Raw genomic sequence first — 25,521 nt, forward strand, 5'->3', positions numbered from 1 at the left:
GCCGCCCGGGCTGCGGACCGGCCGGTGGCCGACCCGTCAGCGGTTCACGCGCCGCCGGCGGCGCCGGTGTCAGCGCCAGCCGCGGCCTTCTCCGCGGCCATCCGGTCGAGCGTCTCGCGCAGCGCCTGCGGCGGGACGTAGCCGCCCAGCTGGATGCCGTCCTCGGACAGGATCATCGGGGTACCGGTCAGGCCGACCCGCTGGCCGATGTTGTACTGCATGGTGACGGTGTTCTTGCAGTCGCGCTCCTGGACCTTGCCGCTGGCCTTGGCGTCGGTGAGCGCCTGCTTGCGGTCGTCGGCGCACCAGACCGAGACCATCTTCTCGAAGTCCTCGCTGCCGATGCCCATCCGCGGGAACGCCAGGTACTCCACCGCGATGCCCTGCGCGTTGTACTGCGCGATCTCGCTGTGGAGCTTGCGGCAGTAGCCGCATTCGACGTCGGTGAACACGGTGACGGTATGCCTGGGGTTCGGCGGCGCGAACACGATGCGCTCGCTCGCCGGGATCGTCTCCAGCAGCTTGGTGCGCATGCCGGCCAGCGCGACCTCGGTCAGGTTGCGGTCGGTCCGGCTGTCGATCAGGGCGCCGCCCGAACCGGGCAGGAACAGGTAGCGGCCATCGTCGCTGACGTAGACCACCTGGCCGCCGACGATCGCCTCGCGGAAACCCGGCAGCGGCGCGGCGCCGACACTCTCGACCTCGATCCGCGGATTGAGCTGCTTGATCGCGTCGACCGCGCGCGCGTCGGCCGTGCCTGCTGCCGGCTTGGCCGCGAGCGTTGCCGGCGTGGCCGAGGACCGCGGCGCGGCGTCGGCGCCGGAAGCGTCGGGCGTCTTGGCACAGGCGGAGAGGCTGAGGGCGCCGAGTGCGGCGACGAGGAGGGTGCGTTTCATGCCGGATCCTGGAATTGGGCGGGCGCCATGCGCCGCCGGGAACTGCGCCGATTGTGGCACGCCGGCCACGGGCGCTTGCGCGACGCGCGTCCCTGCGGCGGCCGCGGTTGGCGATCCGTACATGTCCGCTCAGCCGCGCGGATGGTGGCGTGCGTGCAGCTGCTTGAGCTGCTCGCGCGCCACCAGCGTGTAGATCTGCGTGGTCGACAGCGAGCTGTGGCCGAGCAGCATCTGCAGCGCGCGCAGGTCGGCGCCGTGGTTGAGCAGGTGGGTCGCGAAGCTGTGCCGCAGCCCGTGCGGACTGATGCGGGCCGGGTCGATACCGGCGGCCGCGGCGTAGCGCTTGACCCGTTGCCACACCTGCTGCCGGCTCGGTGGCTCGCCGCTGGCGCCGATGAACAGTGGCGCCAGCACGCGCTTGCCCGCCAGTTGCGGGCGGGCGTGGGCCAGGTAGCGCTCGAGCCAGTGCCGGGCCTCCTCGCCCAGCGGCACCAGGCGTTCCTTGCCTCCCTTGCCGCTGACCCGCAGCACGCCCTGGCGCAGGTTGAGCGCGGTCGCCGGCAGGTTGGCCAGCTCGCTGACGCGCAGGCCGCAGGCGTACATCAGCTCCAGCATCGCGCGGTCGCGCAGGCCGATCGGGTCGTCGACGTCCGGCGCGTCCAGCAACGCATCGACCTGGCTTTCGGCCAGGGCCTTGGGCAGCAGGCGCGGCAGCCGGGGTGGCTCCAGCAGCGCGGTCGGGTCGTCGGTGCGCTCGCCGCGCCGCACCCGCCAGCCATAGAACGCACGCAGCGCCGACAGCAGCCGGGCGTTGCTGCGCGGCGAGTAGTTCTCGCGCATGCGCCAGGCCAGGTAGTCGAACAGTGCCGCGCGGTCGGCACCGGCCAGCCCGCCATCACGCCCTCCGCGCCAGCGCGCGAAACCGCCGAGGTCTCGCCGGTAGCTGTCCAGTGTCGGCCGCGCGAGGCCGGCCTCGGCCCAGGTCGCGTCCAGGAACGCGTCGATCACCGCGGCATCCGCGTCGGGCAGCGGTGGCAGCGCCATGGCCGCCTGCCGGCGGTCCGCCGGGGTGCGCGCACGCGGGCGGGCGGGATCGCGGGTATCCATGCGCGCCAGCCTAGCGATGCGCGCCGGCGATGTCGCCGGGCGTGCGGTGCGCTGCACTAGACTTCGTCCGCCCCCAAAGCACCCGAGCCGATGAAACCGCCCGCCACGCCCCCTGCCCGCCCCGCCGCCCTGGTCGGCTGGCGCCTGCTCGCGCTGTTCTACGACCTGTGGCCGGTGCTGGCGGTGTGGATGGTCGCCGGTGCCGTGTTCGCGTTCGGCTACACCCTCGCCGGCCACGATCCGCACGAGAACATCGCCCCCTTCAGCCCGCTGCAGTTCGCGCTGTGGGGGGTGTGCTGGCTGCTCGCCGGCGCCTACGCCACGGTCAGCTGGCGCCGCGGCGGCCAGACCATCGGCATGCGGCCATGGCGGCTGCACTTGGCCGGGGCGGACGGTACGAGGCCGTCGTGGCGCGCGCTCTGGGTCCGCTATGCGGTGGGCACGGTGTCGCTGCTGGCGGCCGGGCTGGGGTTCTGGTGGGCGTGGATCGACCGCGATGGCCTGGCGTGGCATGACCGCGCGAGCGGGACGCGGCTGCGGCGGGCGCCGAAGGCTGGGCGGTAGCCCGGGCGGACGGGAACGCGCAATCCCCAAGCGTCGGCTCGGGGTGCTCCGTGTAGGAGCGACGTAAGTCGCGATGCGTAGGTCCCGGAATCTCGGCGGGTCGCGACTTACGTCGCTCCTACATCGTCGGGGGTTGTAGGAGCGGCTTCAGCCGCGATCCGGCAAACAACGCGGGCGAACCATCCCACGATCGCGGCTGAAGCCGCTCCTACGACGGTGCCGGCGGGGGCGATCAGCCGGAGCGCTTGCGGAACAGGAATACCGACACCGCCACCATCACGACGGTCGGCAATGCATAGGCAAGCCGGAAGTCGAAGTTGAACGCGCTGGCCATTTTCACGAACTGCGTCTGCAGCAGCCAGAAGCCGAGCGCGAACACAATGCCGATGAACAGCCGTTTGCCCAGGCCACCGCTGCGCAGGCTGCCGAACGCGAACGGGATCGCGGCCAGGCACAACGCGAGCACATTGAGTGGGTAGAACCAGCGCCCCCAGTAGTGCTCCTCGTATTCGCCGGCGTCCAGCCCGTTGCGACGCCGGTACTGGATCGCGCTGCGCAGCTCGGTCGCGCTCAGGTAGCGCGGGCGGTCGACATCGGCGCTCAGCGCGGTGGCGTCCAACTGCGACTCCCAGCGCTCCTCGGCGACCGTCTCGCGTGATACCGAATCTTCGGCGAACGTCGTCCGGGTCACGTCCCGTAGCAGCCAGCCGCCCGGCCGATGCTCGGCGACCGCGACGCGCGCCAGCGACTGCAGCCGGCCGTCGTCCTCGAACTCGTACAGCCGCACGTCGTGCAGCTCCAGCCAGCGGTCGTTGCCATCGACGCGCTCCTCGCCGCCCTCGGCATTGAGGATGACGTCGCCCTCGCGGGCCCACACACCCGAGTACTGCGCCACGATGAGGTCGTCGGACCGCGACGACGCCTTCAGCGCGTCGGCCCGGCGCTGGCCCCACGGGCCGAGCGTCTCGCCATTCACCACCATCAGCGCGGTCAGCAGGGTCAGGGCTGCCACGACGGTCACGGTCAGGCGCCGGCGCGACAGGCCGATCGCCCGCAGCGCGGTCAGCTCGGAAGTGGCGGCCAGCTGCCCGAGCGCCATCAAAGAGCCGATCACCGCCGCAGTCGGGAACAGGTAATGCCCGCGCCGCGGCACCGTATAGAGCGTATGGACGATGGCTTCCATCGCCCCGTAGCGGCCGTCGCCGATGTCGCCGAACTCGCCGACCAGTGCCAGCATCACGTCCAGGCCGAGCAGCACCGCCCACGTCAGCACGACGGTGGCCAGCACGACCTTGCCCAGGTAGAGGTCGTGGATCTTCGGGAACGGCATCATCGCGCGGCCCCCGCGGTGGCCGGGCGGCGGACGCGCAACGGTTGGCGCATCCTGCCGTCGGTGAAGTACAGCCACAGCGCGAACACCAGCAGCGGCAGCACCAGCCACCACAGGCCCAGCGCCGGCGCGATCCGTCCGGTCTCCAGCCAGTCACGCCCCATCAGCGCCATCTGGATACCAACCAGGTAGGCCAGGAAGCCCATCATCACGCGCCCGTAGCGGGCCTGCCGCGGCGTGCTGCGGGCCAGCGGCACCGCCATCAGGCCGAACGCCAGGGTCAGGAACGGCGGCGCGAGGCGGAAATGCAGCTGCGCCTTCGCCTCCGGCCGCGGGTCGCCCAGCAAGCGGGTGGTCGGCATCATTTCCGGGTCGTTGGGGTCGTAGCGCTCCTCGCCAGCCGGCAGGCGCACCTCGTTGGTGGCGTAGCGCATCAGGCGGTAGTCCAGCCCGTCGTCGGCCGGACCCTCGACCTGGAATCCGTCCGCCAGCTCCAGGTAGCGCTCGCCCTCGGCATCAACGCTGAGGGCGCCAGCGTTGGCCGTGGTCACGTCGAGCCGGTCGTCCGAGCGACGGTAGATGAACACCCGGCGGAACTGGCTGCCGTCGGCCGACATCGCGCCCACGTAGACAACGCCGCCGCCGGGGAGCTCGGTGAAACTGCCCGGCTCAAGCCCGGACACCACGAGGTTGCGGTTGGCCTCGTTGATCATCTTCCGCGAGATCCCCTCGGCCATCGGCCCCAGCCACAGCGAGCACGCGCCGACCACCAGCACCACCGGCACCACCAGCATCAGCACCGGCTTGAGCAGGCGTGTCGGGCCGACGCCGCTGGCGGCGATCACCGGCATCTCCGAATCGCGGTACAACCGGCCGACGCCGAGCATCATCCCCAACATCAGGGCCAGCGGCAGGATCAGCGGCAGCCAGTTCAGCAGCACCAGGCCGAGCTGCGACAGCATCAGGCCCGCCGGCAGCCGGCCGGAGGCGATGTCCTTGAGCACGTCGGTGATCACGCCCCCGACGCTGACGATCAGCAGCACCACCAGCGCGGCGAAGGTCGATTGGGCGAATTCGCTGAGCAGGTATCGGTCGAGCTTGAGCATCGGCGGCCTGGGGTCGGGGGGGCACGAAGGCCCACGGTGGACGGGGGTGGTTCTAGACAGCGTGTTCTGCAGGGTGCCGGGGCCAGGCGCCGGGCGGCGTCGACCCCGGCGGAATTCGGAAACCGGGAGGGGTTGCTTTAGACTCGTGGCCTTGTCCGGACGCGGCCAGCGGCACTGTGCCACGTCACGACGATGCCCCGGCGGGTCCGTCCGTCGCCCCGACCTCGGGGCGCCGCGCGGCGGCATTGTCGCTTGGTTTGCCGGTTTTCGCTGGCGTGCATCGCGTTGGGCGTCGGACATTCCTCCCACTTCCCCCCGGAATCTGTTTCATGGCACTCGAATTCGAACTGAACCGCAACGACGCCGCCGCCACCGAGGCGGACTGCATCGTCGTCGGCGCGTTCTCCGACAACACCCTCACCGCGACCGGCCAAGCGCTGGATCGCGCCAGCGGCGGCCGCATCGGCAAGCTGCTCGAGCGGGGGGACGTCGGCGGCAAGACCGGCCGGACCGCCCTGCTGCACGACCTGGACGGCGTGACCGCGCCCCGCGTGCTGGTGGTCGGGCTGGGCGAGGCGGGCAAGTTCGGTGTCGCCCAGTACCTCAAGGCCGTCGGTGACGCCGCCCGCGCGCTCAAGACGGGTCCGGTCGGGCATGCGCTGCTGACCCTCACCGAGGTCGCGGTGGCCGGCCGCGACGCCGCCTGGGCGATCCGCCAGGCCGTGATCACCGCCGACCACGCCAGCTACCGCTACACCGCCACGCTGGGCGACAAGAGCCGCAAGAAGGCCGAGGAACCCGGTCTGCGCAAGCTGTCGGTGCAGGCCAGCGGCGACGGCGCCGAGGCCGCGCTGGCGCAGGGCCAGGCGATTGCCGCGGGCGTCCAGTTCGCCCGCGAGCTCGGCAACCTGCCGCCCAACATCTGCAACCCGGGTTACCTGGCCGCGCAGGCGCAGGAGTTCGCCGGCCGCTTCGACAACACCAGTTGTGAAGTGCTCGACGTCGCCGCGATGGAGAAGCTCGGCATGGGCGCGCTGCTCGCGGTCGGCCGCGGCTCGGCCAATCCGCCCCGGCTGATCGCGCTGAAGTACAACGGTGCCGCCGAGGGCGAGCGCCCGTACGTGCTGGTCGGCAAGGGCATCACCTTCGACACCGGCGGCATCAACCTCAAGACCCAGGGCGGGATCGAGGAGATGAAGTTCGACATGTGCGGTGCCGCCACCGTGATGGGCACGTTCGTGTCGGCGGTCGGCATGAAGCTGCCGCTCAACCTGGTGGTGGTGGTGCCGGCGGTCGAGAACATGCCCGACGCCGATGCGTACCGCCCGTCCGACGTGCTCACCAGCATGTCCGGCCAGACCATCGAAGTGGGCAATACCGACGCCGAGGGCCGCCTGATCCTGTGCGACGCGCTGACCTGGTCGCAGAAGTTCAAGCCCGCCGCGCTGGTCGACGTCGCCACCCTCACCGGTGCCTGCATGGTCGCGCTGGGCAAGTACGCCTCGGGCCTGATGAGCAAGGACGACGACCTGGCCGACGAACTGCTGGCCGCCGGCGAGGAGGTGTTCGACCGCGCCTGGCGCCTGCCGCTGTGGGACGAGTACCAGAGCATGATCGAGTCCACCTACGCCGACATCTACAACGTCGGCGGCCGCTGGGGCGGCGCGATCACCGCCGGCTGCTTCCTGTCGCGCTTCACCGAGGGCCAGCGCTGGGCGCACCTGGACATCGCCGGCAGCGGCAGCGACGAGGGCAAGCGTGGCATGGCCACCGGCCGCCCGGTCGGTTTGCTGAGCCAGTGGCTGCTGGACCGGTCGGCGAAGTAAGCCGCCGGTCCCCCATGCAGGCCGATTTCTACCTGGTCAAGAAGGAGCGGTTCCGCGAGGAGCCGCTCCTGCTCGTATGCGAGCTGGCCAAGAAGGCCCACGCGCGCGGCCTGCCGATGCTGGTGCTGGCGCGCGACGCCGCCCAGGCCGAGCGGCTGGACGACCTGCTGTGGTCGTTCGAACCGGACGCCTTCATCCCGCACCAGATCGCCGGTGAGGACGTGGAGGAGGAAGAGGCCGACGTGCTGATCGCCCCGCCCGAGGTCGACGCCCCGTTGCGCGCGCTCGTGCTCAACCTGCGCGACGCGGCGGTGGAAGGCACGTTCCAGCGCGTGCTCGAGGTGGTGCCGGCCGACGACTCCGCCCGCGAGCCGCTGCGCGAGCGCTGGAAGCAATACAAGGCGCGCGGCTTCGAGCTCAAAGCGCACGACATGTGACCGACCGGCGGCCCGGCCGCCGACCCAAGGCAAGACCATGACCGACACCCTCGCTCCGTCCTACGACCCCACCGAGTTCGAAACCCGCCTGTACCAGCAGTGGGAGTCCAGCGGCGTGTTCAAGCCCAGCGGCAAGGGTGAGCCATACACGGTGCTGCTGCCGCCGCCCAACGTCACCGGCACCCTGCACATGGGCCACGCGTTCCAGCACACGCTGATGGACGCGCTGGTGCGCTACCACCGCATGCGCGGCTTCGACACCCTGTGGCAGATGGGCAGCGACCACGCCGGCATCGCCACCGAGATGGTGGTCGCGCGCAACCTCGCGCTGGAAGGCAACGGCGAAACCCGCGATTCGCTCGGCCGCGAGGGCTTCATCGGCAAGGTGTGGGACTGGAAGCGGCACTCCGGCGACACCATCGAGCGCCAGATGCGCCGGCTCGGCACCTCCGGCGACTGGTCGCGCAGCGTGTTCACGATGGACCCGATGGCCGCCGAGGCGGTGGTCGAGGCGTTCGTCCGCCTGCACGAGCAGGGCTTGATCTATCGGGGTCAAAGGCTGGTCAACTGGGACCCGGTGCTGAAGACCGCGATCTCCGACCTCGAAGTGGTCAACGAGGAGGAGGACGGCTTCCTGTGGTCGATCCGCTATCCGCTCAGCGACGGCAGCGGCTCGCTGGTGGTCGCGACCACGCGTCCGGAGACGATGCTCGGCGACAGCGCGGTGATGGTGCACCCCGACGACGAGCGCTACGCATCGCTGGTCGGCAGGACGGTGACCCTGCCCCTGACTGGCCGCGAGATCCCGGTCATCGCCGACGCCTACGTCGACCGCGAGTTCGGCACCGGCGTGGTCAAGGTGACCCCGGCGCACGACTTCAACGACTACCAGGTCGGCCAGCGCCACGCGCTGCCACTGATCAACATCTTCACCCCCGACGCGACCGTCAACGACGTCGCCCCGGAGCAGTACCGCGGGCTGGACCGCTACGAAGCGCGCAAGGCGGTGCTCGCCGACCTGGAGGCGCAGGACCTGCTGGTCGAAACGAAAGCGCACAAGCTGCAGGTCCCGCGCGGCGACCGCACCGGCCAGGCGATCGAGCCGTACCTGACCGACCAGTGGTTCGTGAAGATGGACGGGCTGGCCAAGCGCGGCATGGAACTGGTCGAGCGCGGCGACGTCCGGTTCGTCCCCGCCAACTGGATCAACACCTACCGCCACTGGATGGAAAACATCCAAGACTGGTGCATCAGCCGGCAGCTGTGGTGGGGCCATCGGATCCCGGCGTGGTACGACGAGGCCGGACGTATCTACGTCGGCCGCGACGAAGCCGAGGTCCGCGCCAAGCACGCGCTCGGCGCGGACGTCTCGCTGTCGCAGGACAACGACGTGCTGGAGACCTGGTTCAGTGCGCAGCTGTGGCCGTTCAGCACGATGGGCTGGCCGAACCCGGAACTGATGGCCGAGCGCGGCTTCGACCGGTTCGTGCCGTCTTCGGTGCTGGTGACCGGGTTCGACATCATCTTCTTCTGGGTCGCTCGGATGATCATGGCGACCGACCACTTCACCGGCCAGGTGCCGTTCCGCGACGTCTACATCACCGGGCTGGTGCGCGACTCGCACGGACAGAAGATGTCCAAGTCCAAGGGCAACGTGCTCGACCCGCTGGACCTGATCGACGGCATCTCGGCCGACGCGCTGGTCGCCAAGCGCACCACCGGGCTGATGAACCCGAAGACCGCACCGAAGATCGAGAAGGCCACGCGCAGGGAATTCCCCGAGGGCATCTCGGCGTTCGGCGCCGATGCGCTGCGCTTCACGATGGCCGCGCTGGCCGGCCCCGGCCGCGACATCAAGTTCGACCTCGGCCGCGCCGAGGGCTACAAGAACTTCTGCAACAAGTTGTGGAACGCGACCCGCTTCGTGCTGATGAACACCGAAGGCGCCCGCTTCGACGGACTGCCGCAGCCGGTGACCGACGCCGAGCGCTGGATCCTCGCGCGGCTGGACGCGACCGCCGCGGAAGCCGCGCAGCATTTCGCCGCGTACCGCTTCGACCTGCTGGCGCAGTCGCTGTACGAGTTCGCCTGGAACGACTTCTGCGACTGGTTCGTCGAGCTGGCCAAGCCGGCGCTCAACGGCGGTGACGAAGCGGCGGCGTCGAGCACGCGCCACACCCTGCTGCACGTCCTCGAGCGCCTGCTGTCGCTGCTGCACCCGCTTGTGCCGTTCGTGACCGAGGCGCTGTGGCAGCAGGTCGCGCCACGGCTGGGCATCGACGGCGACACCATCATGCTGCGGCCGTACCCGCAGGGCGGCGACATCGACGACGCCGGCCACGCGGACGCCGGTGCAGACGTCGAATGGCTCAAGGCGATGGTCACCGCGCTGCGCCGCGTGCGCAGCGAGCTCAACGTCGCGCCCGCGCGGCAGGTCACGCTGCTGCTGGCCGGCGCCAGCGCGCGCGACCGCGCCCTCACCACCCGCTTCGAGACATCGCTCCGCTTCCTCACCCGGCTGGAGCGGATCGACTTCATCGACGACGCCGCCAGCGCACCGGCGGCGGCGACCGCGGTGGTCGGCGAGCTCAAGCTGCTGGTCCCGCTGGAAGGCCTGGTCGACCTGGGTGCCGAGCGCACCCGCCTGGACAAGGAACTGAAGAAGGTCGACGGGGAGATCGCCAAGTCACAGGGCAAGCTGGCCAGCGACACCTTCGTCAGCAATGCGCCGGCGGCAGTGGTCGAGCAGGAGCGCAAGCGCCTGGCCGACTGGAACCTGCAGCGCGGGGCGCTGGCCGCCCAGCGGGCCAAGCTGGGCTGATCGCTACCCCTCCGGCAGCAACTCCAGCGCCATCACCACCGCGTCCTCGCGACCGTTGCGGGCCGGGTAATAGCGCGGGCGCCGGCCGATCTCGTTGAACCCCTCGGTCTCGTACAGCGCGATCGCGCCCGGGTTGCTCGGGCGCACTTCCAGGAAGACACGCTCGGCGCGGCGTGCACGCGCCAGCCGCAGCAGCGCGCGCAGCAGGGCCCGGCCGTGTCCGGCGCCCTGCAGTTCGGGGGCGACGCAGACGTTGAGCACGTGCGCCTCGCCGGCGGCGATGCTCATCAGGAAGTAGCCGCCGACGCGGCCATCGACGTCGAGCACCCACGCGGGGTAATCGGCATGCAGGCAGTCGCGGAAGATGCCGAGCGTCCAGGGGAATTCGTAGGCGCGGATCTCGACCGCGTGCACCGCGGCGAGATCAGCCTCGCGCATCGGCCGCAGCGCGGTCGCCGGTAGCGGCGGGTCGGCGCTCAGCGCGCTCACTGCTGACCCCTCGCCCGCAGGCCACGCAGGCGCGTCCAGAGCCGGCGTTTGGCGGCGGGGTCGTCGCGCAATGCGGCGGGATCAGCCCCGAGCTCGCGCAGGGTGCGCGCCGCCAGCGCGGGCGACTGACGGGTGGCAGTGACCAGTGCATTCCACAGCGGCCCTTCGAACTGCCGCGTTACACCGGCGCGTCGGGCGGCATCCAGCGCGGCGGCCTTGCCAGCGGCGTCGGTGCGCGGCGCGACTCGCAGCGGCGCGGCCGGAACCTCCTCGTCGGGTTTCGGCGGTGCCGGCCGGTGGGCATGTTCGGGCCGGGCGCGTGGCGCATCTGCCACAGGCCGTTCCGCCCGCAGGGCGGGCGCGTCGCCCGGCTCGCCCATGCGTGGCATCGGACTGCTGGACGTTTGCGCCGGCGCGGTCGGCAGCCCGGGCTCGACCCCGGCGGGCGCCTCGTCGCCCACCAGCGACAGCAGCGAATACCCCATCGCCTGCAACCACTCGCGCTGCTGGCCGTCCCAGAGACTCACGTCGCCGCCTTCCCGGCCTCGCCGCGGCGGATCCGTCGCCACGCCGCATGGACCGGTCCCGTCAGCGCATAGACGCCGGTGATGGCCAGCAGCACCCGTGGCGGATCGATCGCGATCGCCGCCAGCACCGCCAGCACCACCACCACGGTCAGGAACGGCATGCGGTCACTGCGCGGGCCGCTGCCCTTGAAGCTGAAATAGCGCACCCGGCTGACCATCAGCAGCGCGGCCGTGGCGGTCGCCGCCAGCGCCAGGTAGCGCAGCTGTGCGCCTTCGTAGCCGAGTACGAAGCAGGTCCAGACCAGGCTGGCGAGCAGCCCGGCCGACGCCGGGCTGGCCAGCCCGATGAACCAGCGCTTGTCGACCTGGTTTACCTGCGAGTTGAACCGCGCCAGCCGCATCGCCGCGCAGGCCGCGTACAGGAATGCCACCACCCAGCCGGCCTTGCCCGCGGTGACGCCGTCCAGCCGGGTCGCCGACAGCGCCCAGTGGTACATCACCAGGGCGGGGGCCAGGCCGAAGCTGATCAGGTCGGCGAGCGAGTCGTACTGGACGCCGAACTCACTCTGGGTGTTGGTCAGCCGTGCGACCCGGCCATCGATGCCGTCGAGGATCGCGGCCACGAAGATCGCGATGCACGCGTCGTCGAACCGCCCCTGGGTGGCGGCAATGATCGCGTAGAAGCCGGCAAACAGCCCGCCGGTGGTGAACAGGTTGGGCAGCAGGTAAATGCCGCGTCCGCGCGGCCGTGAGGCGGGCGCGGAGGGTTGCACGGGTTCCATTTCGGCAGTTTAGCGCTTGCCTGCCGGCCCGCACGGTGCTGCAATCCGCTTTCGCGACACCGCCAACGCCGGGGAGCCCCGCATGTCCGCCCAACGCACGTCCACCACCCGCCGCCTGTCCCGGCCGGCCGCCGCCGCCCTTGTGCTGGCACTCGCGCTGCCGGCAGCCCTGGTCGCCACCGGCGGCGAGCTGTACCAGTGGAAGGACGCCAACGGGGTGACGCACTACTCCGACGCCCCGCCGCCGGGCCAGACCAGCTACGAGAACCGCTCGATCCGCAACAGCGGTGGCACCGCCGACGCACCGGCAAAGGCCGAGGCACCGGCCGAGAGCGAGCAGTGCACCACCGCGCGCGCCAACCTCGCGCTGCTGCAGGGCGACGGCAAGGTCGGCACCGACACAGACGGCGACGGCAAGCCCGACACCGAGCTGAGCGTCGACCAGCGCGCCAACGAGGCCGAACTGGCCGCCGCGGCGATCAAGGTGCACTGCAAGGCCAACTGATCGCAGGCGGCTGTCGCGCGCGGCCGCGCCTTCACGGTTTTTTTAACGCTGCGGCGGCACCCTCGGGTGATTGCCGCGACCGCGTTCCTGCCGGTCGCGACCCCAGTGGGAGCGCGCCGTGCCGGACACCGTCGCCGAGCGGACCATCGCCGACGAACCCTTCGTGATACCCCGGGCCGTCCTGGCGCTGCTGGCAGGCCTGCTGCTGGCCGGTTGCCAGGGACCCGCCTCCACCCTCGACCCCGCCGGTCGCGGCGCCGACGACATCGCCCTCCTCTTCCGGATCATGGCCGCCGGCGCGGCGGTGGTCTGGGCGATCGTGGTCGCGATCGCGCTGTACGCCGGCCTGGTCAACCCGCGGCCGCACAGCCGGCGCAGTGCACGCTGGCTGATCCTCGGCGGCGGCGTGCTGTTCCCCACCGTCACCCTCGCCGCCCTGCTGGTGTACGGGCTGGTGCTGATGCCGCAGCTGCGTGAGCCGCCGCCGGCCGATGGCCTGCGGATCGCGGTGTCGGGCGAGCAGTGGTGGTGGCGGGTCGACTACCACGTGCCAGGCAGCGACACCCCGGTAACGCTGGCCAACGAGGTCCGCCTGCCGGTCGGCGAGCGCACCGAGTTCCGGCTGACCAGCCCCGACGTGATCCATTCGTTCTGGGTCCCGTCGCTGGGCGGCAAGCTCGACAACATCCCCGGCCGCACCACCACGCTGGTGCTGGAGCCGACACGCACCGGCACGTTCGAGGGCATCTGCGCCGAGTACTGCGGGACGTCGCACGCGCGGATGGAGTTCCTGGCCGTGGTGATGGAGCGCGACGCGTTCGACCGTTGGCTCGCGGCGCAGGCCGCACCGGCGCGCGCGCCCTCGACCGCACTCGCACGACGCGGCGCCGAGGCGTTCATGACCCATGGCTGCGCCGCGTGCCACACCGTGCGCGGCACGCCCGCGGCCGGCCGCGTCGGCCCAGACCTCACCCACGTGGGCAGCCGCCTGAGCCTGGCCGCCGGCACCCTGCCAAACGATGCCGGCGCGTTCCGGCGCTGGATCGACCACCCCGACCGGATCAAGCCCGACGTGCTGATGCCCGCTTTCGGGATGCTGCCCGACGACGACCTCGACGCGATCGCCGCCTACCTGGAGGACCTGCAATGAGCGCGACCGGGCCAGTCGCACCCGCCGCGCAGGGCGACCCGGGCCAGGCCGCGCGGCTCGAGGCGGCATGGGCGACACCCACCGGCTGGCGCTACTGGTCGGCGGTCAACAACAGCAACGTGGGGCTCTGGTACACGGGCATGTCGTTCGTGTTCTTCCTGTTCGCCGGCGTGCTGGCGCTGCTGATGCGGGTGCAGCTGGCCGTGCCGGACAACGATTTCGTCAGCGCCGAGATGTACAACCAGCTGTTCTCGCTGCACGGCTCGGCGATGATGTTCCTGTTCGCGGTGCCGATCTTCGAGGCGTTCTCGATGCTGGTGCTGCCGCAGCTGCTCGGCGCGCGCGACCTGCCGTTCCCGCGGCTGTCGGCGTTCGGCTTCTGGTGTTTCCTGATCGGCGGCGTGTTCGTGTGCGGTTCGATCTTCTTCAACGCCGCGCCGCAGGGTGGCTGGTTCATGTACCCGCCGCTGACGACGAGCTACCAGGAGGGCTACGGCGCCGACATCTGGCTGCTGGGCCTGAGCTTCATCGAGGTCGCCTCGATCGCCGCCGCGGTCGAGCTGATCACGGGCACGCTGAAGACCCGGCCACCGGGCATGCGGATCAACCTGATGCCGTTGTACGCCTGGTACATCCTGGTGGTGGCGGCGATGATCCTGTTCGCATTCCCGCCGCTGATCGCAGGCGACCTGATGTTCGAGCTGCAGCGCGCGCTCGACTGGCCGTTCTTTGACCCCGCGCGCGGCGGCGACCCGCTGCTGTGGCAGCACCTGTTCTGGATCTTCGGCCACCCCGAGGTCTACATCATCTTCCTACCGGCCATCGCGCTGGTGGCGATGATCGTGCCGACCTTCGCCCGTCGGCCGATCTTCGGCTACAGCTGGATCGTGCTGGCGGCGGTCGGCACCGGCTTCCTCAGCTTCGGGCTGTGGGTCCACCACATGTTCACCACCGGGCTGCCGAACATCTCGCTGGCGTTCTTCTCGGCGGCTTCGCAGGCGGTGGCGCTGCCGACGGGCGTACAGATCTTCGCGTTGCTGGCGACGGTGCTGATGGGACGGCTGGTGCGGTCGGTGCCGATGCTGTTCGTGCTCGGCGCGCTGGTGATCTTCGTGCTCGGCGGGCTGACCGGCGTGATGGTCGCGATGGCGCCGTTCGACTTCCAGGCCCACGACACCTACTTCATCGTCGCCCACCTGCACTACGTGCTGATCGGCGGCATGGTGTTCCCGGTGGTGGCCGGGGTGTACTACTACTTCCCGCTCGCGGTCGGAAAAAAGCTGTCGGACCGGCTCGGCAAGCTGGCCTTCTGGCTGATGTTCGCCGGCTTCAACATCGCCTTCCTGCCGATGCACCTGACCGGCCTGGTCGGTATGCCGCGACGGGTGTTCACGTACTCCGGTGCGCATCCGTTCGAGCTGCTCAACCTGGTGTCGACGGTCGGTGCGTTCGTGCTCGCGGCCGGCTTCGCGCTCATCGTGGTGGACGCGCTGTGGCTGGTGCGGGGGCGGCCGCGGTCGCCACGCGACCCGTGGCAGGCAGGCACGCTGGAGTGGCTCGCGGAAATGCCATCGAAGCCGTGGGGCGTGCGCTCGATCCCGGTGGTCGAAACGCGCTATCCGTTGTGGGACCAGCCGAACCTGATGCGCGACGTCGATGCGGGCCGCTTCTACCTGGCCGACGCGCCTGAAGGCCGGCGCGAAACGCTCGTGACCTCGCCGGTCGACGCGGTGCCCGAGCAGTGCCTGCGCGTGCCCGGCCCGACCTTCATGACGTTGTGGGCGGCGCTGTTCACCGGTGGCGCGTTCATCCTGCCGGTGTTCAAGCTCTACGCCGCCGCGGCCGTGAGCGGCGTGCTGGCGGTCGTGGCAATCATCGTCTGGGTGTGGACCGGCACCGCGATCCGCCCCGAAAAGCCGGCCAAGGATGTCGGCGGCGGCCTGACGTTGCCGCTGTATGCCTCCGGCCAGGTGTCGGTCGGCTGGTGGGGCATGTTCATCACGATGATCGGCGACATGACCGCGTTCGCCAGCCTGGTGTTCGGGTACTTCTTCTTCTGGACGATCCACGACGACTTCCCGCCCGCGGCGAGCAGCGGCCCGGGGCTGCTGTGGCCATCGGTCGCGCTGGCACTCGGGCTTGCCGCGTGGGCCGCGATGCTGCTGGCGCGGCGGCTCAACCGCCGGCCGGCCGGCGGCGCCTCCATCGCCGCGACGCTGCTGGGCGCCGCGCTCGCACTGGGCTGCGTGTACGCGCTGCTGGCCGGGCCACGCGCGCATGCGATGGACCCGACCCGCCACGCGTACGAAGCGACGGTCTGGCTGCTGACCGGCTGGACCGTGGCCCACGTGCTCGTCGGGACGCTGATGCAGCTGTACTGCGTCGCGCGCCGCGTGACCGGCCGGATGGACGCGGTACACGACATCGACATCCACAACGTCACGCTGTTCTGGCATTTCGTCGCGATCACGGTCGTTGTGACGGTCGCGACGATCGCCGGATTCCCGCTGGTGGCCTGAGCCGAATGACACGTCCCGCCCGCCCCCACGCCGACGCACGCGAACACCGCACCCACGATGGGCGCGGGCACGCCGCATTGCCGGAGCGCCGCGCCAGTCTGTGGCTGCTCACCGCGGGGCCCAGCGTGTGGGCGCTGCACTTCCTGGCCTGCTACGTGACGGCCGCGATCTGGTGTGCCAAGGCGGGGAGCGCCGGCGCCACGCTCGGTGACGCGCGCACCGCGCTGTGGGCCTACACCGCGGTGGCGCTGGTGGCGATCACCTGGTTCGGCGCGCGCGGCCTGCGTGGCCATCGCCTCGGCGACGCCACCCTGCCGCACGACGACGACACCCCCGGCGACCGCCACCGTTTCCTCGGCTTCGCCACGCTGCTGCTGTGCGGCCTGAGCTTCGTCGCGGTGGTGTATGTGGCGCTCGCCGTGGCCGTGATCGGGACCTGCCGCTGATGGCCGCCGTCCACCCTGCCGACCGTTGGGGCAACGCTTGGCTGGCAGGCGGGCTGCTCGTGCTCGCGGCCACTTGGCTTGGCCCGCTGCCGGGCTGGTCACGCGGCTCGTTCGCCGCGCACATGCTGATGCACATGGGTGTGGTCGCGGTGGCGGCGCCGATGATCGCCGTCGGGCTGGCGGGCGGCCGCCACGACCCGGCGCGCCGGTGGCCGCGCTGGTTCGCGCCGATGGTCGCCTCGGCGCTGGAGTTCGTGGTCGTATGGGCCTGGCATGCGCCCGCGCTGCACCACGCGGCGCGCCACGTGCCCGGGCTGCTGGTGCTGGAACAGGGCAGCTTCCTGCTGGTCGGCCTGCTGGTCTGGATCGCCGCGTTCGGCGGCGACGCGGCGCGCCGGCGCGATCGCGCCGCGGCCGGTGTCGCCGGCTTGCTGATGACATCCATGCACATGACCTTGCTGGGGGTGCTGCTCGCACTGGCCTCCCGCCCGCTGTACGGCGACCATCGCGACGTGCTCACGCTGTCCAGTCTGTCGCCCCTGCAGGACCAGCACCTGGGTGGCGTGCTGATGCTGGTGTTCGGCGGCGTGTCCTACCTGGCCGGCGCACTGGTGCTGCTGGCGGGCCTGCTGCGCGACCGGCGCGGGGTGGTGGCCAATGGGTGAGCACGCACCGGCAAACCGGCCCGGCCGGCTGCGGCGGTTTTGGCGCTGGCTGGTCGGTGACGCGTGGCTTCAGTCGCTCGCGCGGCTGGCCGCGGTCGGGCTGGCGGTAGCGGTGGCGGCGCTGCTGTTTGTTTCCGCCGGCTTCGTACCCATCGCCGCCAGCCAGCCGCATTGGCCGATCACCCGCTTCCTGCTGCACTTCGCGATGATCCGCTCGGTCCAGACCCACGCGCTTGCGGTCAACGAGCCGCCGCCGGAGGAGCGTCCGCTCAGCCGGGACGCGATGGTGCTCAAAGGTGCCGGCCATTACGCCAGCGGCTGCCTCGCCTGCCACGGTGCGCCCGGCCACCCCCGCGCCGAGGTCGTGCGGCACATGGAGCCGGCGCCGCCGTACCTGCCCCCCAGGATCGACCGGTGGAGCGACGAAGAGCTGTTCTGGATCGCCAGGCACGGGATCAAATACACCGCGATGCCGGCGTGGCCGTCGCACCAACGCGACGACGAGGTGTGGGCGATGGTCGCCTTCCTGCGGGAGCTGCCGGAGTTGGAGCCGCAGGCGTTCCGGCAGGTGGCCTACGGCGCTGGCGCCGTCCGGATGCCGACCGGGGGCGCATCGCTCGACCTGCTCGAGCGCGGTACCGGAACCAACGGTGAAGCCGCTTCGCGGCTGGAGACGGTGGTCGCCGACTGCGCGCGTTGCCATGGTCGGGACGGCAACGGCCGCGGTACGGGTGCCTTCCCGGCGCTGGCCGGCCAGAGCGAGCACTACCTGCTCGCGAGCCTGCGGGCGTACGCGGCAGGCGAGCGGCACAGCGGCTTAATGCAGCCGGTGGCCGCCGGGCTGGATGCAAGGGAAATGCGTGCGGTGGCGGCGTACTACGCCGGGTTGGCGGGTGCGCGTGGGGATGGGGCGATCGCGGCGGATGGGGGGGCGATCGCGGCTGAAGCCCCTCCTACAGGTGGTGGTGCGCGGCGACCTGGAATCGAGGCGTCGGCGGCGCGGGGGGAGCGGTTGGCGCGACAGGGTGATGCGGCTGCCCGGATCCCCTCGTGCGTGGAATGCCACGGGCCGGGCGACGACGCCCGCAATCCGCGCTATCCGCGCCTGGCCGGCCTGCACCCCGATTACATCGCCCTGCAGTTGCAGCTGTTCCGGAAGGAGCAGCGCGGCGGCACCGGCTACGCACACATCATGCGGACCGTGGCGCGGTCGCTGGAGCCGCAGGACATCCGCGACCTGGCGGCGTGGTACGGCTCGCTGCCGGCCGGCGCGGCAAGGGCCCGGTCGACGACGTCGACGTCGACGTCGACGTCGTCGTCATCTCCGGGCGACTTCGCGACCGAACCGCTTCGTTCCTCAGACCGGAATCCGTAGGAGCGACGTAAGTCGCGATCGCAACCCCGCTCGCCTTCGCGCGGGGCACCCGGGACGGCTGTCAGTGGCATCGCGACTTACGTCGCTCCTACGCGCGAGCTCCGGGCCGATCGTGAACCGCGAGGCGGGCCGATCGCGCACGGCGACGCCGGGCCGATCGCGGTGTGACCGCGGGCCTATCGCACGTGGCGATCGCGGGCCGAACACCCGGGCGGGCGTGTCAGAATGCCGGCTTTCCGGCTCCAGAATCCCCCGCCATGCGCCTGTCGCAATTCCATCTCCACACCAGCAAGGAAGTCCCCGCCGACGCCGAGATTGTCAGCCACAAGCTGATGCTCAAGGCCGGCATGATCCGCAAGCTCGCCTCCGGGCTGTACACGTGGACCCCACTGGGGCTGCGCGTGCTGCGCAAGGTCGAGCGCGCGGTGCGCGAGGAGATGGACGCCGCCGGTGCGATCGAAATGCTGATGCCGTCGGTGCAGCCGCGCGAGCTGTGGGAAGAAACCGGGCGTTGGGAGAAATTCGGCGGTCAGTTGCTGAAAATCCAGGACCGCAAGGACGCCTGGTATTGCTACGGCCCGACCCACGAAGAGGTGGTGACCGATTTCGCCCGCAACGAGCTGGCCAGTTACAAGCAGTTGCCGGTGTGTTTCTACCAGATCCAGACCAAGTTCCGCGACGAGATCCGCCCGCGCTTCGGCGTGATGCGCTCGCGCGAGTTCCTGATGAAGGACGCGTATTCGTTCCACCTCAGCGACGAAGACCTGGACCGGCAGTACCGGGTGATGTACGACGCCTACAGCCGCATTTTCACCCGGCTCGGGCTGGGTTTCCGCGCGGTATTCGCCGATACCGGCGCGATCGGCGGCAGCGCCTCGCATGAATTCCACGTCCTGGCCGACTCGGGCGAGGACGCGATCGCCTATGCCATCGATGGAAACGGTGCGGAAGGTTCCGGCTACGCCGCCAATGTCGAACTGGCCGAGGCGATCGCCCCCGGCGAGCGTGCGGCCGCCACCGAAACCATGCGCAAGGTGGAAACGCCAACCCAGAAAACCTGCGAGGCCGTTGCCGGGCTGCTCGGGGTCGATCTGCAGCGCACGGTGAAATCGGTCGCGCTGATGACCGCCGACGCCGCGGCGCCGGCGTTCGTGCTGGCGCTGGTGCGCGGCGACCACGTCGTCAACGAGATCAAGCTGGCCAAGCTGGACGGCATGGCCGGTTACCGCGCCGCCACCGAGGCCGAGATTCTCGAGCACCTCGGCAGCACGCCCGGCTTCCTCGGCCCGGTTGCGCCCAAGCGGGCGATCACGGTCATCGCCGACCGCAGCGTCGCGGCAATGGCCGATTTCGTGGTCGGCGCCAACGAGCCGGGTTTCCACCTGGCCGGCGTCAATTGGGGCCGGGACCTGCCAGAGCCGGAACGGGTGGCCGATATCCGCAACGTGGTCGCGGGTGACCTGTCGCCCGACGGCAGCGGCACCCTCGGCATCGCGCGCGGCATCGAGGTGGGGCATATCTTCCAGCTCGGCCGCCAATACGCGGCGGCGATGGGTTGCACCGTGCTGGACGATTCCGGCAAGGCCGCCACGCCGACCATGGGCTGCTACGGCATCGGCGTCTCGCGCATCGTCGCGGCCGCCATCGAACAGAACCACGACGACAACGGCATCGCCTGGCCGGAGGCGATGGCGCCCTGGCAGGTCGCGGTGTGCGTGATCAATCCCAAGAAGGACGCCGCCGTGTCCGACGCGGCCGCGGCGCTCTACCGCGAACTCGCCGACGCGGGGCTGGACGTCGTGCTCGACGACCGTGGCCTGCGCCCCGGCGCGATGTTTGCCGATATCGAGCTGATTGGCATTCCCCACCGCGTGGTGGTTTCCGAGCGCGGCCTGGCCGCCGGCACGTTCGAATACCGCCACCGTCGCGCCAGCGAAGCGGAAAACCTCGAGCGGGCTGCGCTGGAGCAGCGCCTCGGGCTCGCCGGCCAGGCCTGATTGCCGGGGCCCGGTTCCGGCCCCGGTTGTTTCAATCCCGAAACAGGCGCAAACCCCTGATTCGGCATATTCATTTCATTTACTCTCAACGCGATCGTCATTACCATGCGCGGGCAACCGGCCGAACCGGCCGGGTATTCCACCCCCGGGAGACCCGCATGGCGATCGATATCAACACCCTTTCCGCGCGTGAGCTTGAAACCCTCATCAGCAAGGCGAAGAAGCGCAAGACCACGCTGAGCAAGCGCAAGCCGATCACCCAGGTCCGGCGGAAACTCGCCCAGCTGGCCAAGAACGAGGGTTACACCCTCAATGAGCTGTTCGGGGCCGGCGGTGGCGCCACCGCGGCATCCGGCGCCACCCGCGCGCCGCGCGGCACCGCCACCAAGAAGCCGCGCAAGTCGCTCGGCAAGGTCGCCCCTAAGTACCGGGATCCGTCCAACCCGGAAAACACCTGGACCGGACGCGGCAAGCAGCCCCGCTGGCTGGCCGCCTACACCAGCGAAGGCCGTGACCTGCAGGACTTCCTGATCAAGTAATCGCCGGCACGCGCCTGGCAAAACAGAAAACGCCGGCATCACGCCGGCGTTTTTTTTTTCGCACTTCCCGGCGACGCCTACAGGTTCCGCCGTGACGGCAGCAGCAGGTTGCCGAACAGCAGGCCGGCGATCAGCGCCAGCAGGATATTGAGCACCGCCAGCACCGCGATCTGTCCGGCGTTCACGTCCTGCTGCTGGATCAGGTTCAGCAGCCCGCGCAGGCTGGCGCTGCCCGGCACCAGCAGGATGATGCCGGGGACCCGCACGATTGCGCCGGGGCGCTGGAACCACCGCGCGTAGCCATTGCCCGCCGCAGTCATCACCAGTGCGGCGAGGAATATCCCCGCCCCCGCGCCCCAGGCGGCGCCGGCAAACCGCGAGATCAGGTAACCGGCCGCGGCCGACAGAATGACCGCGGGGTAATCGCGCAACGCGGCGCGGAACAGCACCGCAAACGCGAGCGAGGCCGCCGCCAGTGCCAGCCATTCCATCCAGGCCGGCTGTGGCCGCAGCGCGCGCACCTCCGGCGCCAAGCCGATGAGGTTGGCGACATAGAGTGCGATCGCCGTGCCCAATGCGAGTTTCAGCACCGTCATGATCGCGCCGGCAAAGCGCGCGGTGCCCGACACCAGGTGCTGGCTGGCCAGTTCGTTCATGGCGTTGGTCAGCGACAGGCCCGGGAGCAGCACGATCAGCGAACAGATGATCACGGTGTTCTGGTTCAACGGCGCGACGAAACTGGCCACCAGCACCGCCACGAGCGACGCGACCAGGGCCAGCACCGCGTCGGACGCCTCGCGCAGGCGCGGGCGGGTCTCGCCCAGCTGGGTCAGCACGCCGATCAGCACGCCGTTGAAGCCGGCGATCGCTATGTCCAGCCACGGCAACCGCAGCAGCCCGCCGATCGCCGCTGCGACCAGCCCGAAGCCCAGCACCTGCATCAACCGCCAGCGCGCGGTCGGCGGCCGGTCGAGCGCGGCCATCGCCTCGAAGGCGTGGGCGAGATCGAGCTCGCCGGCGATCACCGCCTCGGCAATGCGGTCGGTCTCTGCCAGCTTGTAGAGGTCGTTGTCGCCCGGGGGCAGGCGGACCACGCGGGTGGTGTCGCTGGCGCCTGGCAACCGCTGCGGGTCGCTGAAGCTCAGGATCAACGCGGTCGGGCTGGACCACGGTTCGCACTCCAGCCGCAGGCGGTCGGCCACCATCAGCAGCGCCGCCTCCAGCCGCTGGGCGGTCGTGCCGTAAAGGTGCAGGCGTTCGGCCAGCTCGACCATGAAGGCGATCCGGTCGGCGTAGCTGGCATTGGTGAGCGGTATCGGGCCGGAGGCAACGCCGGGCGCGACCAGCGGCGGGGACAGGGACGGGCTCGTCATGGGCAAAGCATCGCATGCGACGGTGGCGTGTCGACACGCTTCGCACAGGCGGCTGTATCCTGCGGCGACGAGGCCCCATGACCGCATCCGCCCCGCAACCACCACGCATCGAATCCGACGCCCGCGAGCCCGGCCGCCTGCTGCTGCGCGGGCATTGGACGCTGGAGCACGCCGGCACGCTGACCGAGTGCCTGAAATCCACCTCCGCCGACGTCACCGCGCTCGATGCGCGTGGGGTCGAGCGCCTGGATTCGCTCGGCGCGCTGCAATTGCTGCGGTTCTGCGACCTGCGCGGCCTCGGCATGGATTGCGTGACGTTCCGCGACGACCACCAGGCGCTGGTCGCGGCGATCGACGACGTCGCCGACGGGCGCCCGCCGCGCAAGCGCGAGTACGGCGTGGCGGCGGCGCTGGCCCGCCTCGGCTTCGCGGTCACCGACAACTGGAAGGAGTTCCTCGCCCTGCTGGGCTTCTTTGGCGAGGTGTTGGCCAAGCTGCTGCGCATGGCGAAGGAGCCGTCACGCTTCCGGCCGACGTCCACCGTCTTCCACATGGAGCAGGTCGGCCTGGACGCGGTGCCGCTGGTGGCGCTGCTGTGCTACCTGGTCGGTGCGGTGGTCGCGTTCCTGGGCGCCAACGTGCTGCGCGACTTCGGCGCGACCATCTTCGTGGTCGAGCTGGTCAGCATCGCGTTCCTGCGCGAGTTCGGCGTGCTGCTGACCGCGATCATCCTCGCCGGCCGCACCGCCAGCGCGTTCACCGCGCAGATCGGCGCGATGGTCAGCCGGGAGGAGGTCGATGCGATGCGCACGTTGGGGCTGGATCCGGTCGACCAGCTGGTAATCCCGCGCGTGCTCGCGCTGGTGGTGATGCTGCCGCTGCTGACCTTCATCGCCAACATCTTCGGCCTGCTCGGCGGCCTCACCGTTGGTGCCTACGGGCTGGACATCCCGCCACAGCAATATCTCGGGCGGATGCAGGACACCATGGAGCTGCGCCATTTCTGGGTCGGGCTGGCCAAGGCGCCGGTGTTCGCGCTGGTAATCAGCCTGATCGGCTGCCTTGAGGGCCTGCAGGTCAAGGGCACCGCGCAGTCGGTCGGCGAGCGCACCACCTCGAGCGTGGTGCAGGCGATCTCGCTGGTGATCATCCTCGATGCCTTCGCGGCGATCTGGTTCATGGAGATGGACATCTGATGGCCGCCGACGCACCCGACATGCCCGCCGACCCGGCCGCACCGGTGGTGCGCGTGCGCGGGCTGGTCAACCGGTTCGGCGAGCAGGTCGTGCACGACGGGCTGGACCTGGACCTGATGCGCGGCGAGATCCTCGGCGTCGTTGGCGGCTCGGGCACCGGCAAGTCGGTGCTGATGCGGTCGATCCTCGGCCTGCGGCGACCGAACGAGGGCGAGATCGAGGTGCTGGGGGTCGACGCGCGCAGCGACGACGAGGACGACCGGCGGCTGATAGAACGCAGCACCGGCGTGCTGTTCCAGGACGGCGCGCTGTTTTCGTCGCTGACCGTCGGCGAGAACGTGCAGGTGCCGCTGAAGGAGCACTACCCCGAGCTGGCCGACTCGCTGCGCTACGAACTGGCGCTGCTCAAGGTCAAGCTGGCCGGCCTGCCCGCCGACGCGCTGGACAAGCTGCCCTCGCAACTGTCGGGCGGCATGCGCAAGCGCGCCGGCGTGGCACGCGCGCTGGCACTGGACCCGCCGCTGCTGTTCCTGGACGAGCCCACCGCCGGCCTCGACCCCATCGGCGCGTCCGCGTTCGACCGCCTGATCCGCACCCTGCAGGAGGCGCTCGGGCTGACCGTGTTCCTCATCACGCACGATCTCGACACGCTTTACGCTATCTGTGACCGGGTCGCGGTGCTGGCCGACCGCAAGGTGATCGCCTGCGCCCCGCTGGCCGAGGTCGAACAGCTCGACCACCCGTGGGTGCAGGAGTACTTCCACGGACCTCGCGCGAGGGCGGCACAGACGGCGCGCGACCGCAACACGCAGGAGGCCGGCGCACCTTCGCGCGCGGACCAGGTCGCAAACCCGGGCGCCGACCCGACGATCGAGGCAAGCCACTGATGGAAACCAAGGCCAACTACGTCCTGATCGGTGCATTCACGATCGTGGTCTCGCTATTCCTGCTGCTGTTCGCGCTGTGGGCGGCCAAGTACTCCTCCGAGAAAAGCTGGCAGGAGTACATGGTGGTCTTCAACGAGCCGGTGACCGGCCTCAGCGAAGGCAGCAGCGTGCAGTACAACGGCATCTCGGTCGGCACCGTGCAGAAGCTCAGCCTCGCGCCCGACGACCCGCGCCGGGTCCGCGCGCTGCTGCGGCTGCAGGCCCGCGCGCCGGTCAAGACCGACACCCGCGCCAAGATGTCGATGACCGGCATCACCGGCAGCCCGATCATCCAGCTCACCGGCGGCGAGCCTTCCAGCCCGATGCTGGTCGACGTCGACCAGCGCCCGATCCCGGTCATCCAGACCGAGCCGTCGGCGCTGCAGAACATTGCCGACACCGCCAACCGGCTGGTCGCCCGGCTTGACCAGGTCCTGAGCGAGGAAAACGTGGAGCGCGTGGCGCAGACCCTGGAGAACATCGAAACGCTGACCGGCTCGATCGCCGACCAGCGCGAGGACCTGCGCGCGCTGGTGGTCAACGCGCGCGAATCCAGCGCCCACCTGAAGGCGACCCTCGCGCGTACCGAGAAGATCACCGCCGACGTCGACCGCGAACTCGTGCAGAAGCTGCCCGGTCTGGTCGACAAGCTTGACCACACCCTGGGCGAGCTCGACTCGGCCGCGGCCGGCGCCAACGGCCTGGTCAACGAGAACCGCGCGGCGATCAACAGCTTCGCCAACGACGGCCTGGCGCAGCTGGGGCCGACGCTCGGCGAGCTGCGCGCGCTGGTGCGCGACCTGCGTCGGATCAGCGACCGCCTCGACAACAACCCCGCCGGTTACCTGCTCGGCCGCGACGCACCGAAGGAGTTCGAGCCCGAATGAACGATCCCGCCTCCGCCCACGTCCGCCATCGTCCGCACCGCGCGGCAGCGCCGGCACG

23 protein-coding genes are annotated in these 25,521 nt (G+C 70.4%); 15 read left to right on the forward strand and 8 right to left on the reverse strand.

Annotated features, from left to right (window positions below):
- Positions 1-44: 44 nt before the first annotated feature.
- A complete protein-coding gene (locus KOD61_RS11385; RefSeq protein ID WP_215218774.1) occupies positions 45-896 on the reverse strand; it encodes a DsbC family protein in 852 nt (283 codons plus the stop codon).
- 129 nt (positions 897-1,025) lie between these two features.
- The gene (gene xerD, locus KOD61_RS11390; protein WP_251370587.1) at positions 1,026-2,003 is read right to left on the reverse strand and encodes a site-specific tyrosine recombinase XerD; all 978 of its coding nucleotides are present in this window, start codon (positions 2,001-2,003) and stop codon (positions 1,026-1,028) included.
- A 90-nt stretch (positions 2,004-2,093) separates the two neighbouring features.
- On the opposite strand from xerD, the gene KOD61_RS11395 reads away from it, so the two are divergent.
- Positions 2,094-2,567: an RDD family protein gene (locus tag KOD61_RS11395; protein WP_215218775.1), complete on the forward strand. Its 474-nt coding sequence runs from the start codon at positions 2,094-2,096 to the stop codon at positions 2,565-2,567.
- Positions 2,568-2,799: 232 nt separating this feature from the next.
- Here KOD61_RS11395 and lptG read toward each other — a convergent pair whose 3' ends face one another.
- Together lptG and lptF are read right to left on the reverse strand one after the other, a co-directional pair.
- Positions 2,800-3,900, reverse strand: coding sequence for an LPS export ABC transporter permease LptG (lptG, locus tag KOD61_RS11400; RefSeq protein WP_215218776.1), 1,101 nt, complete (start codon positions 3,898-3,900; stop codon positions 2,800-2,802).
- Positions 3,897-5,003 carry an LPS export ABC transporter permease LptF gene (gene lptF / locus KOD61_RS11405; RefSeq protein WP_215218777.1) on the reverse strand — a complete coding sequence of 369 codons (1,107 nt, stop codon included), beginning with the start codon at positions 5,001-5,003 and terminating at the stop codon, positions 3,897-3,899. The genes lptG and lptF overlap by 4 nt, the downstream gene beginning before the upstream one ends.
- Before the next feature lie 329 nt (positions 5,004-5,332).
- Here lptF and KOD61_RS11410 point away from each other — a divergent pair, with 329 nt between their 5' ends.
- Genes KOD61_RS11410 through KOD61_RS11420 form a run of 3 tightly spaced genes read left to right on the forward strand, consistent with a single transcriptional unit; the run spans position 5,333 to position 10,087 of the window.
- Complete coding sequence (locus KOD61_RS11410) at positions 5,333-6,829, forward strand: leucyl aminopeptidase (protein ID WP_215218778.1); 1,497 nt, start codon at positions 5,333-5,335, stop codon at positions 6,827-6,829.
- Between the two features lie 14 nt (positions 6,830-6,843).
- Complete coding sequence (locus tag KOD61_RS11415; RefSeq protein ID WP_215218779.1) at positions 6,844-7,266, forward strand: DNA polymerase III subunit chi; 423 nt, start codon at positions 6,844-6,846, stop codon at positions 7,264-7,266.
- A 37-nt stretch (positions 7,267-7,303) separates the two neighbouring features.
- Positions 7,304-10,087 (forward strand): valine--tRNA ligase, encoded by a 2,784-nt coding sequence (locus KOD61_RS11420; protein ID WP_215218780.1) that lies wholly within the window; start codon positions 7,304-7,306, stop codon positions 10,085-10,087.
- 3 nt (positions 10,088-10,090) lie between these two features.
- On the opposite strand, the gene rimI is transcribed toward KOD61_RS11420, so the two are convergent.
- Genes rimI through pssA form a run of 3 tightly spaced genes read right to left on the reverse strand, consistent with a single transcriptional unit; the run spans position 10,091 to position 11,876 of the window.
- The gene (rimI, locus tag KOD61_RS11425; protein WP_215218781.1) at positions 10,091-10,576 is read right to left on the reverse strand and encodes a ribosomal protein S18-alanine N-acetyltransferase; all 486 of its coding nucleotides are present in this window, start codon (positions 10,574-10,576) and stop codon (positions 10,091-10,093) included.
- The gene (locus KOD61_RS11430) at positions 10,573-11,103 is read right to left on the reverse strand and encodes a hypothetical protein (protein ID WP_215218782.1); all 531 of its coding nucleotides are present in this window, start codon (positions 11,101-11,103) and stop codon (positions 10,573-10,575) included. The genes rimI and KOD61_RS11430 overlap by 4 nt, the downstream gene beginning before the upstream one ends.
- The gene (pssA, locus tag KOD61_RS11435) at positions 11,100-11,876 is read right to left on the reverse strand and encodes a CDP-diacylglycerol--serine O-phosphatidyltransferase (protein WP_407074543.1); all 777 of its coding nucleotides are present in this window, start codon (positions 11,874-11,876) and stop codon (positions 11,100-11,102) included. The genes KOD61_RS11430 and pssA overlap by 4 nt, the downstream gene beginning before the upstream one ends.
- Positions 11,877-11,967: 91 nt before the next feature.
- Between pssA and KOD61_RS11440 the strand changes: the two genes are divergently transcribed.
- The 8 genes from KOD61_RS11440 to KOD61_RS11475 all read left to right on the forward strand — a co-directional run bounded on the left by KOD61_RS11440 (position 11,968) and on the right by KOD61_RS11475 (position 21,081).
- Entirely contained in the window at positions 11,968-12,390 is a 423-nt protein-coding gene (locus tag KOD61_RS11440) for a DUF4124 domain-containing protein (RefSeq protein WP_215218784.1), read from the forward strand.
- Positions 12,391-12,508: 118 nt separating this feature from the next.
- Complete coding sequence (gene coxB, locus KOD61_RS11445) at positions 12,509-13,540, forward strand: cytochrome c oxidase subunit II (protein WP_215218785.1); 1,032 nt, start codon at positions 12,509-12,511, stop codon at positions 13,538-13,540.
- Complete coding sequence (gene ctaD / locus KOD61_RS11450) at positions 13,537-16,059, forward strand: cytochrome c oxidase subunit I (RefSeq protein ID WP_215218786.1); 2,523 nt, start codon at positions 13,537-13,539, stop codon at positions 16,057-16,059. The genes coxB and ctaD overlap by 4 nt, the downstream gene beginning before the upstream one ends.
- Positions 16,060-16,064: 5 nt before the next feature.
- Complete coding sequence (locus KOD61_RS11455; protein WP_215218787.1) at positions 16,065-16,505, forward strand: hypothetical protein; 441 nt, start codon at positions 16,065-16,067, stop codon at positions 16,503-16,505.
- A complete protein-coding gene (locus KOD61_RS11460) occupies positions 16,505-17,170 on the forward strand; it encodes a cytochrome c oxidase assembly protein (RefSeq protein WP_215218788.1) in 666 nt (221 codons plus the stop codon). The genes KOD61_RS11455 and KOD61_RS11460 overlap by 1 nt, the downstream gene beginning before the upstream one ends.
- Positions 17,163-18,545, forward strand: coding sequence for a c-type cytochrome (locus KOD61_RS11465; protein WP_215218789.1), 1,383 nt, complete (start codon positions 17,163-17,165; stop codon positions 18,543-18,545). Before KOD61_RS11460 ends, KOD61_RS11465 begins: the two co-directional genes overlap by 8 nt.
- A gap of 257 nt (positions 18,546-18,802) precedes the next feature.
- Entirely contained in the window at positions 18,803-20,542 is a 1,740-nt protein-coding gene (locus KOD61_RS11470; protein WP_215218790.1) for a proline--tRNA ligase, read from the forward strand.
- A gap of 158 nt (positions 20,543-20,700) precedes the next feature.
- Complete coding sequence (locus tag KOD61_RS11475) at positions 20,701-21,081, forward strand: H-NS histone family protein (RefSeq protein ID WP_215218791.1); 381 nt, start codon at positions 20,701-20,703, stop codon at positions 21,079-21,081.
- Between the two features lie 77 nt (positions 21,082-21,158).
- Here the strand turns inward: KOD61_RS11475 and KOD61_RS11480 are convergent, their stop codons facing one another.
- On the reverse strand, positions 21,159-22,439 hold the full coding sequence (locus KOD61_RS11480) for a threonine/serine exporter family protein (protein ID WP_407074597.1): 1,281 nt from the start codon (positions 22,437-22,439) through the stop codon (positions 21,159-21,161).
- 92 nt (positions 22,440-22,531) lie between these two features.
- Between KOD61_RS11480 and KOD61_RS11485 the strand changes: the two genes are divergently transcribed.
- From KOD61_RS11485 to KOD61_RS11495, 3 genes are read left to right on the forward strand one after another with little or no spacing between them, the layout of a single operon-like run.
- Entirely contained in the window at positions 22,532-23,650 is a 1,119-nt protein-coding gene (locus KOD61_RS11485) for an MlaE family ABC transporter permease (protein ID WP_215218793.1), read from the forward strand.
- On the forward strand, positions 23,650-24,537 hold the full coding sequence (locus KOD61_RS11490; protein ID WP_215218794.1) for an ABC transporter ATP-binding protein: 888 nt from the start codon (positions 23,650-23,652) through the stop codon (positions 24,535-24,537). The genes KOD61_RS11485 and KOD61_RS11490 overlap by 1 nt, the downstream gene beginning before the upstream one ends.
- On the forward strand, positions 24,537-25,463 hold the full coding sequence (locus KOD61_RS11495; RefSeq protein ID WP_215218795.1) for an MlaD family protein: 927 nt from the start codon (positions 24,537-24,539) through the stop codon (positions 25,461-25,463). The genes KOD61_RS11490 and KOD61_RS11495 overlap by 1 nt, the downstream gene beginning before the upstream one ends.
- Positions 25,464-25,521: the final 58 nt, after the last annotated feature.

It is taken from the genome of Lysobacter luteus, assembly GCF_907164845.1.
In the GTDB taxonomy this organism is placed as follows: domain Bacteria; phylum Pseudomonadota; class Gammaproteobacteria; order Xanthomonadales; family Xanthomonadaceae; genus Novilysobacter; species Novilysobacter luteus.

Coding starts and splice junctions, on each gene's coding strand:
- KOD61_RS11460 (WP_215218788.1), top strand. CDS start 16,505: ATGGCCGCCGTCCACCCTGCCGACCGTTGGGGCAACGCTTGGCTGGCA.
- KOD61_RS11415 (WP_215218779.1), top strand. CDS start 6,844: ATGCAGGCCGATTTCTACCTGGTCAAGAAGGAGCGGTTCCGCGAGGAG.
- lptG (WP_215218776.1), bottom strand. CDS start 3,900: ATGATGCCGTTCCCGAAGATCCACGACCTCTACCTGGGCAAGGTCGTG.
- KOD61_RS11455 (WP_215218787.1), top strand. CDS start 16,065: ATGACACGTCCCGCCCGCCCCCACGCCGACGCACGCGAACACCGCACC.
- KOD61_RS11410 (WP_215218778.1), top strand. CDS start 5,333: ATGGCACTCGAATTCGAACTGAACCGCAACGACGCCGCCGCCACCGAG.
- xerD (WP_251370587.1), bottom strand. CDS start 2,003: ATGGATACCCGCGATCCCGCCCGCCCGCGTGCGCGCACCCCGGCGGAC.
- KOD61_RS11490 (WP_215218794.1), top strand. CDS start 23,650: ATGGCCGCCGACGCACCCGACATGCCCGCCGACCCGGCCGCACCGGTG.
- lptF (WP_215218777.1), bottom strand. CDS start 5,003: ATGCTCAAGCTCGACCGATACCTGCTCAGCGAATTCGCCCAATCGACC.
- KOD61_RS11495 (WP_215218795.1), top strand. CDS start 24,537: ATGGAAACCAAGGCCAACTACGTCCTGATCGGTGCATTCACGATCGTG.
- KOD61_RS11470 (WP_215218790.1), top strand. CDS start 18,803: ATGCGCCTGTCGCAATTCCATCTCCACACCAGCAAGGAAGTCCCCGCC.
- KOD61_RS11385 (WP_215218774.1), bottom strand. CDS start 896: ATGAAACGCACCCTCCTCGTCGCCGCACTCGGCGCCCTCAGCCTCTCC.
- KOD61_RS11395 (WP_215218775.1), top strand. CDS start 2,094: ATGAAACCGCCCGCCACGCCCCCTGCCCGCCCCGCCGCCCTGGTCGGC.
- KOD61_RS11440 (WP_215218784.1), top strand. CDS start 11,968: ATGTCCGCCCAACGCACGTCCACCACCCGCCGCCTGTCCCGGCCGGCC.
- KOD61_RS11420 (WP_215218780.1), top strand. CDS start 7,304: ATGACCGACACCCTCGCTCCGTCCTACGACCCCACCGAGTTCGAAACC.
- KOD61_RS11465 (WP_215218789.1), top strand. CDS start 17,163: ATGGGTGAGCACGCACCGGCAAACCGGCCCGGCCGGCTGCGGCGGTTT.
- KOD61_RS11485 (WP_215218793.1), top strand. CDS start 22,532: ATGACCGCATCCGCCCCGCAACCACCACGCATCGAATCCGACGCCCGC.
- ctaD (WP_215218786.1), top strand. CDS start 13,537: ATGAGCGCGACCGGGCCAGTCGCACCCGCCGCGCAGGGCGACCCGGGC.
- KOD61_RS11475 (WP_215218791.1), top strand. CDS start 20,701: ATGGCGATCGATATCAACACCCTTTCCGCGCGTGAGCTTGAAACCCTC.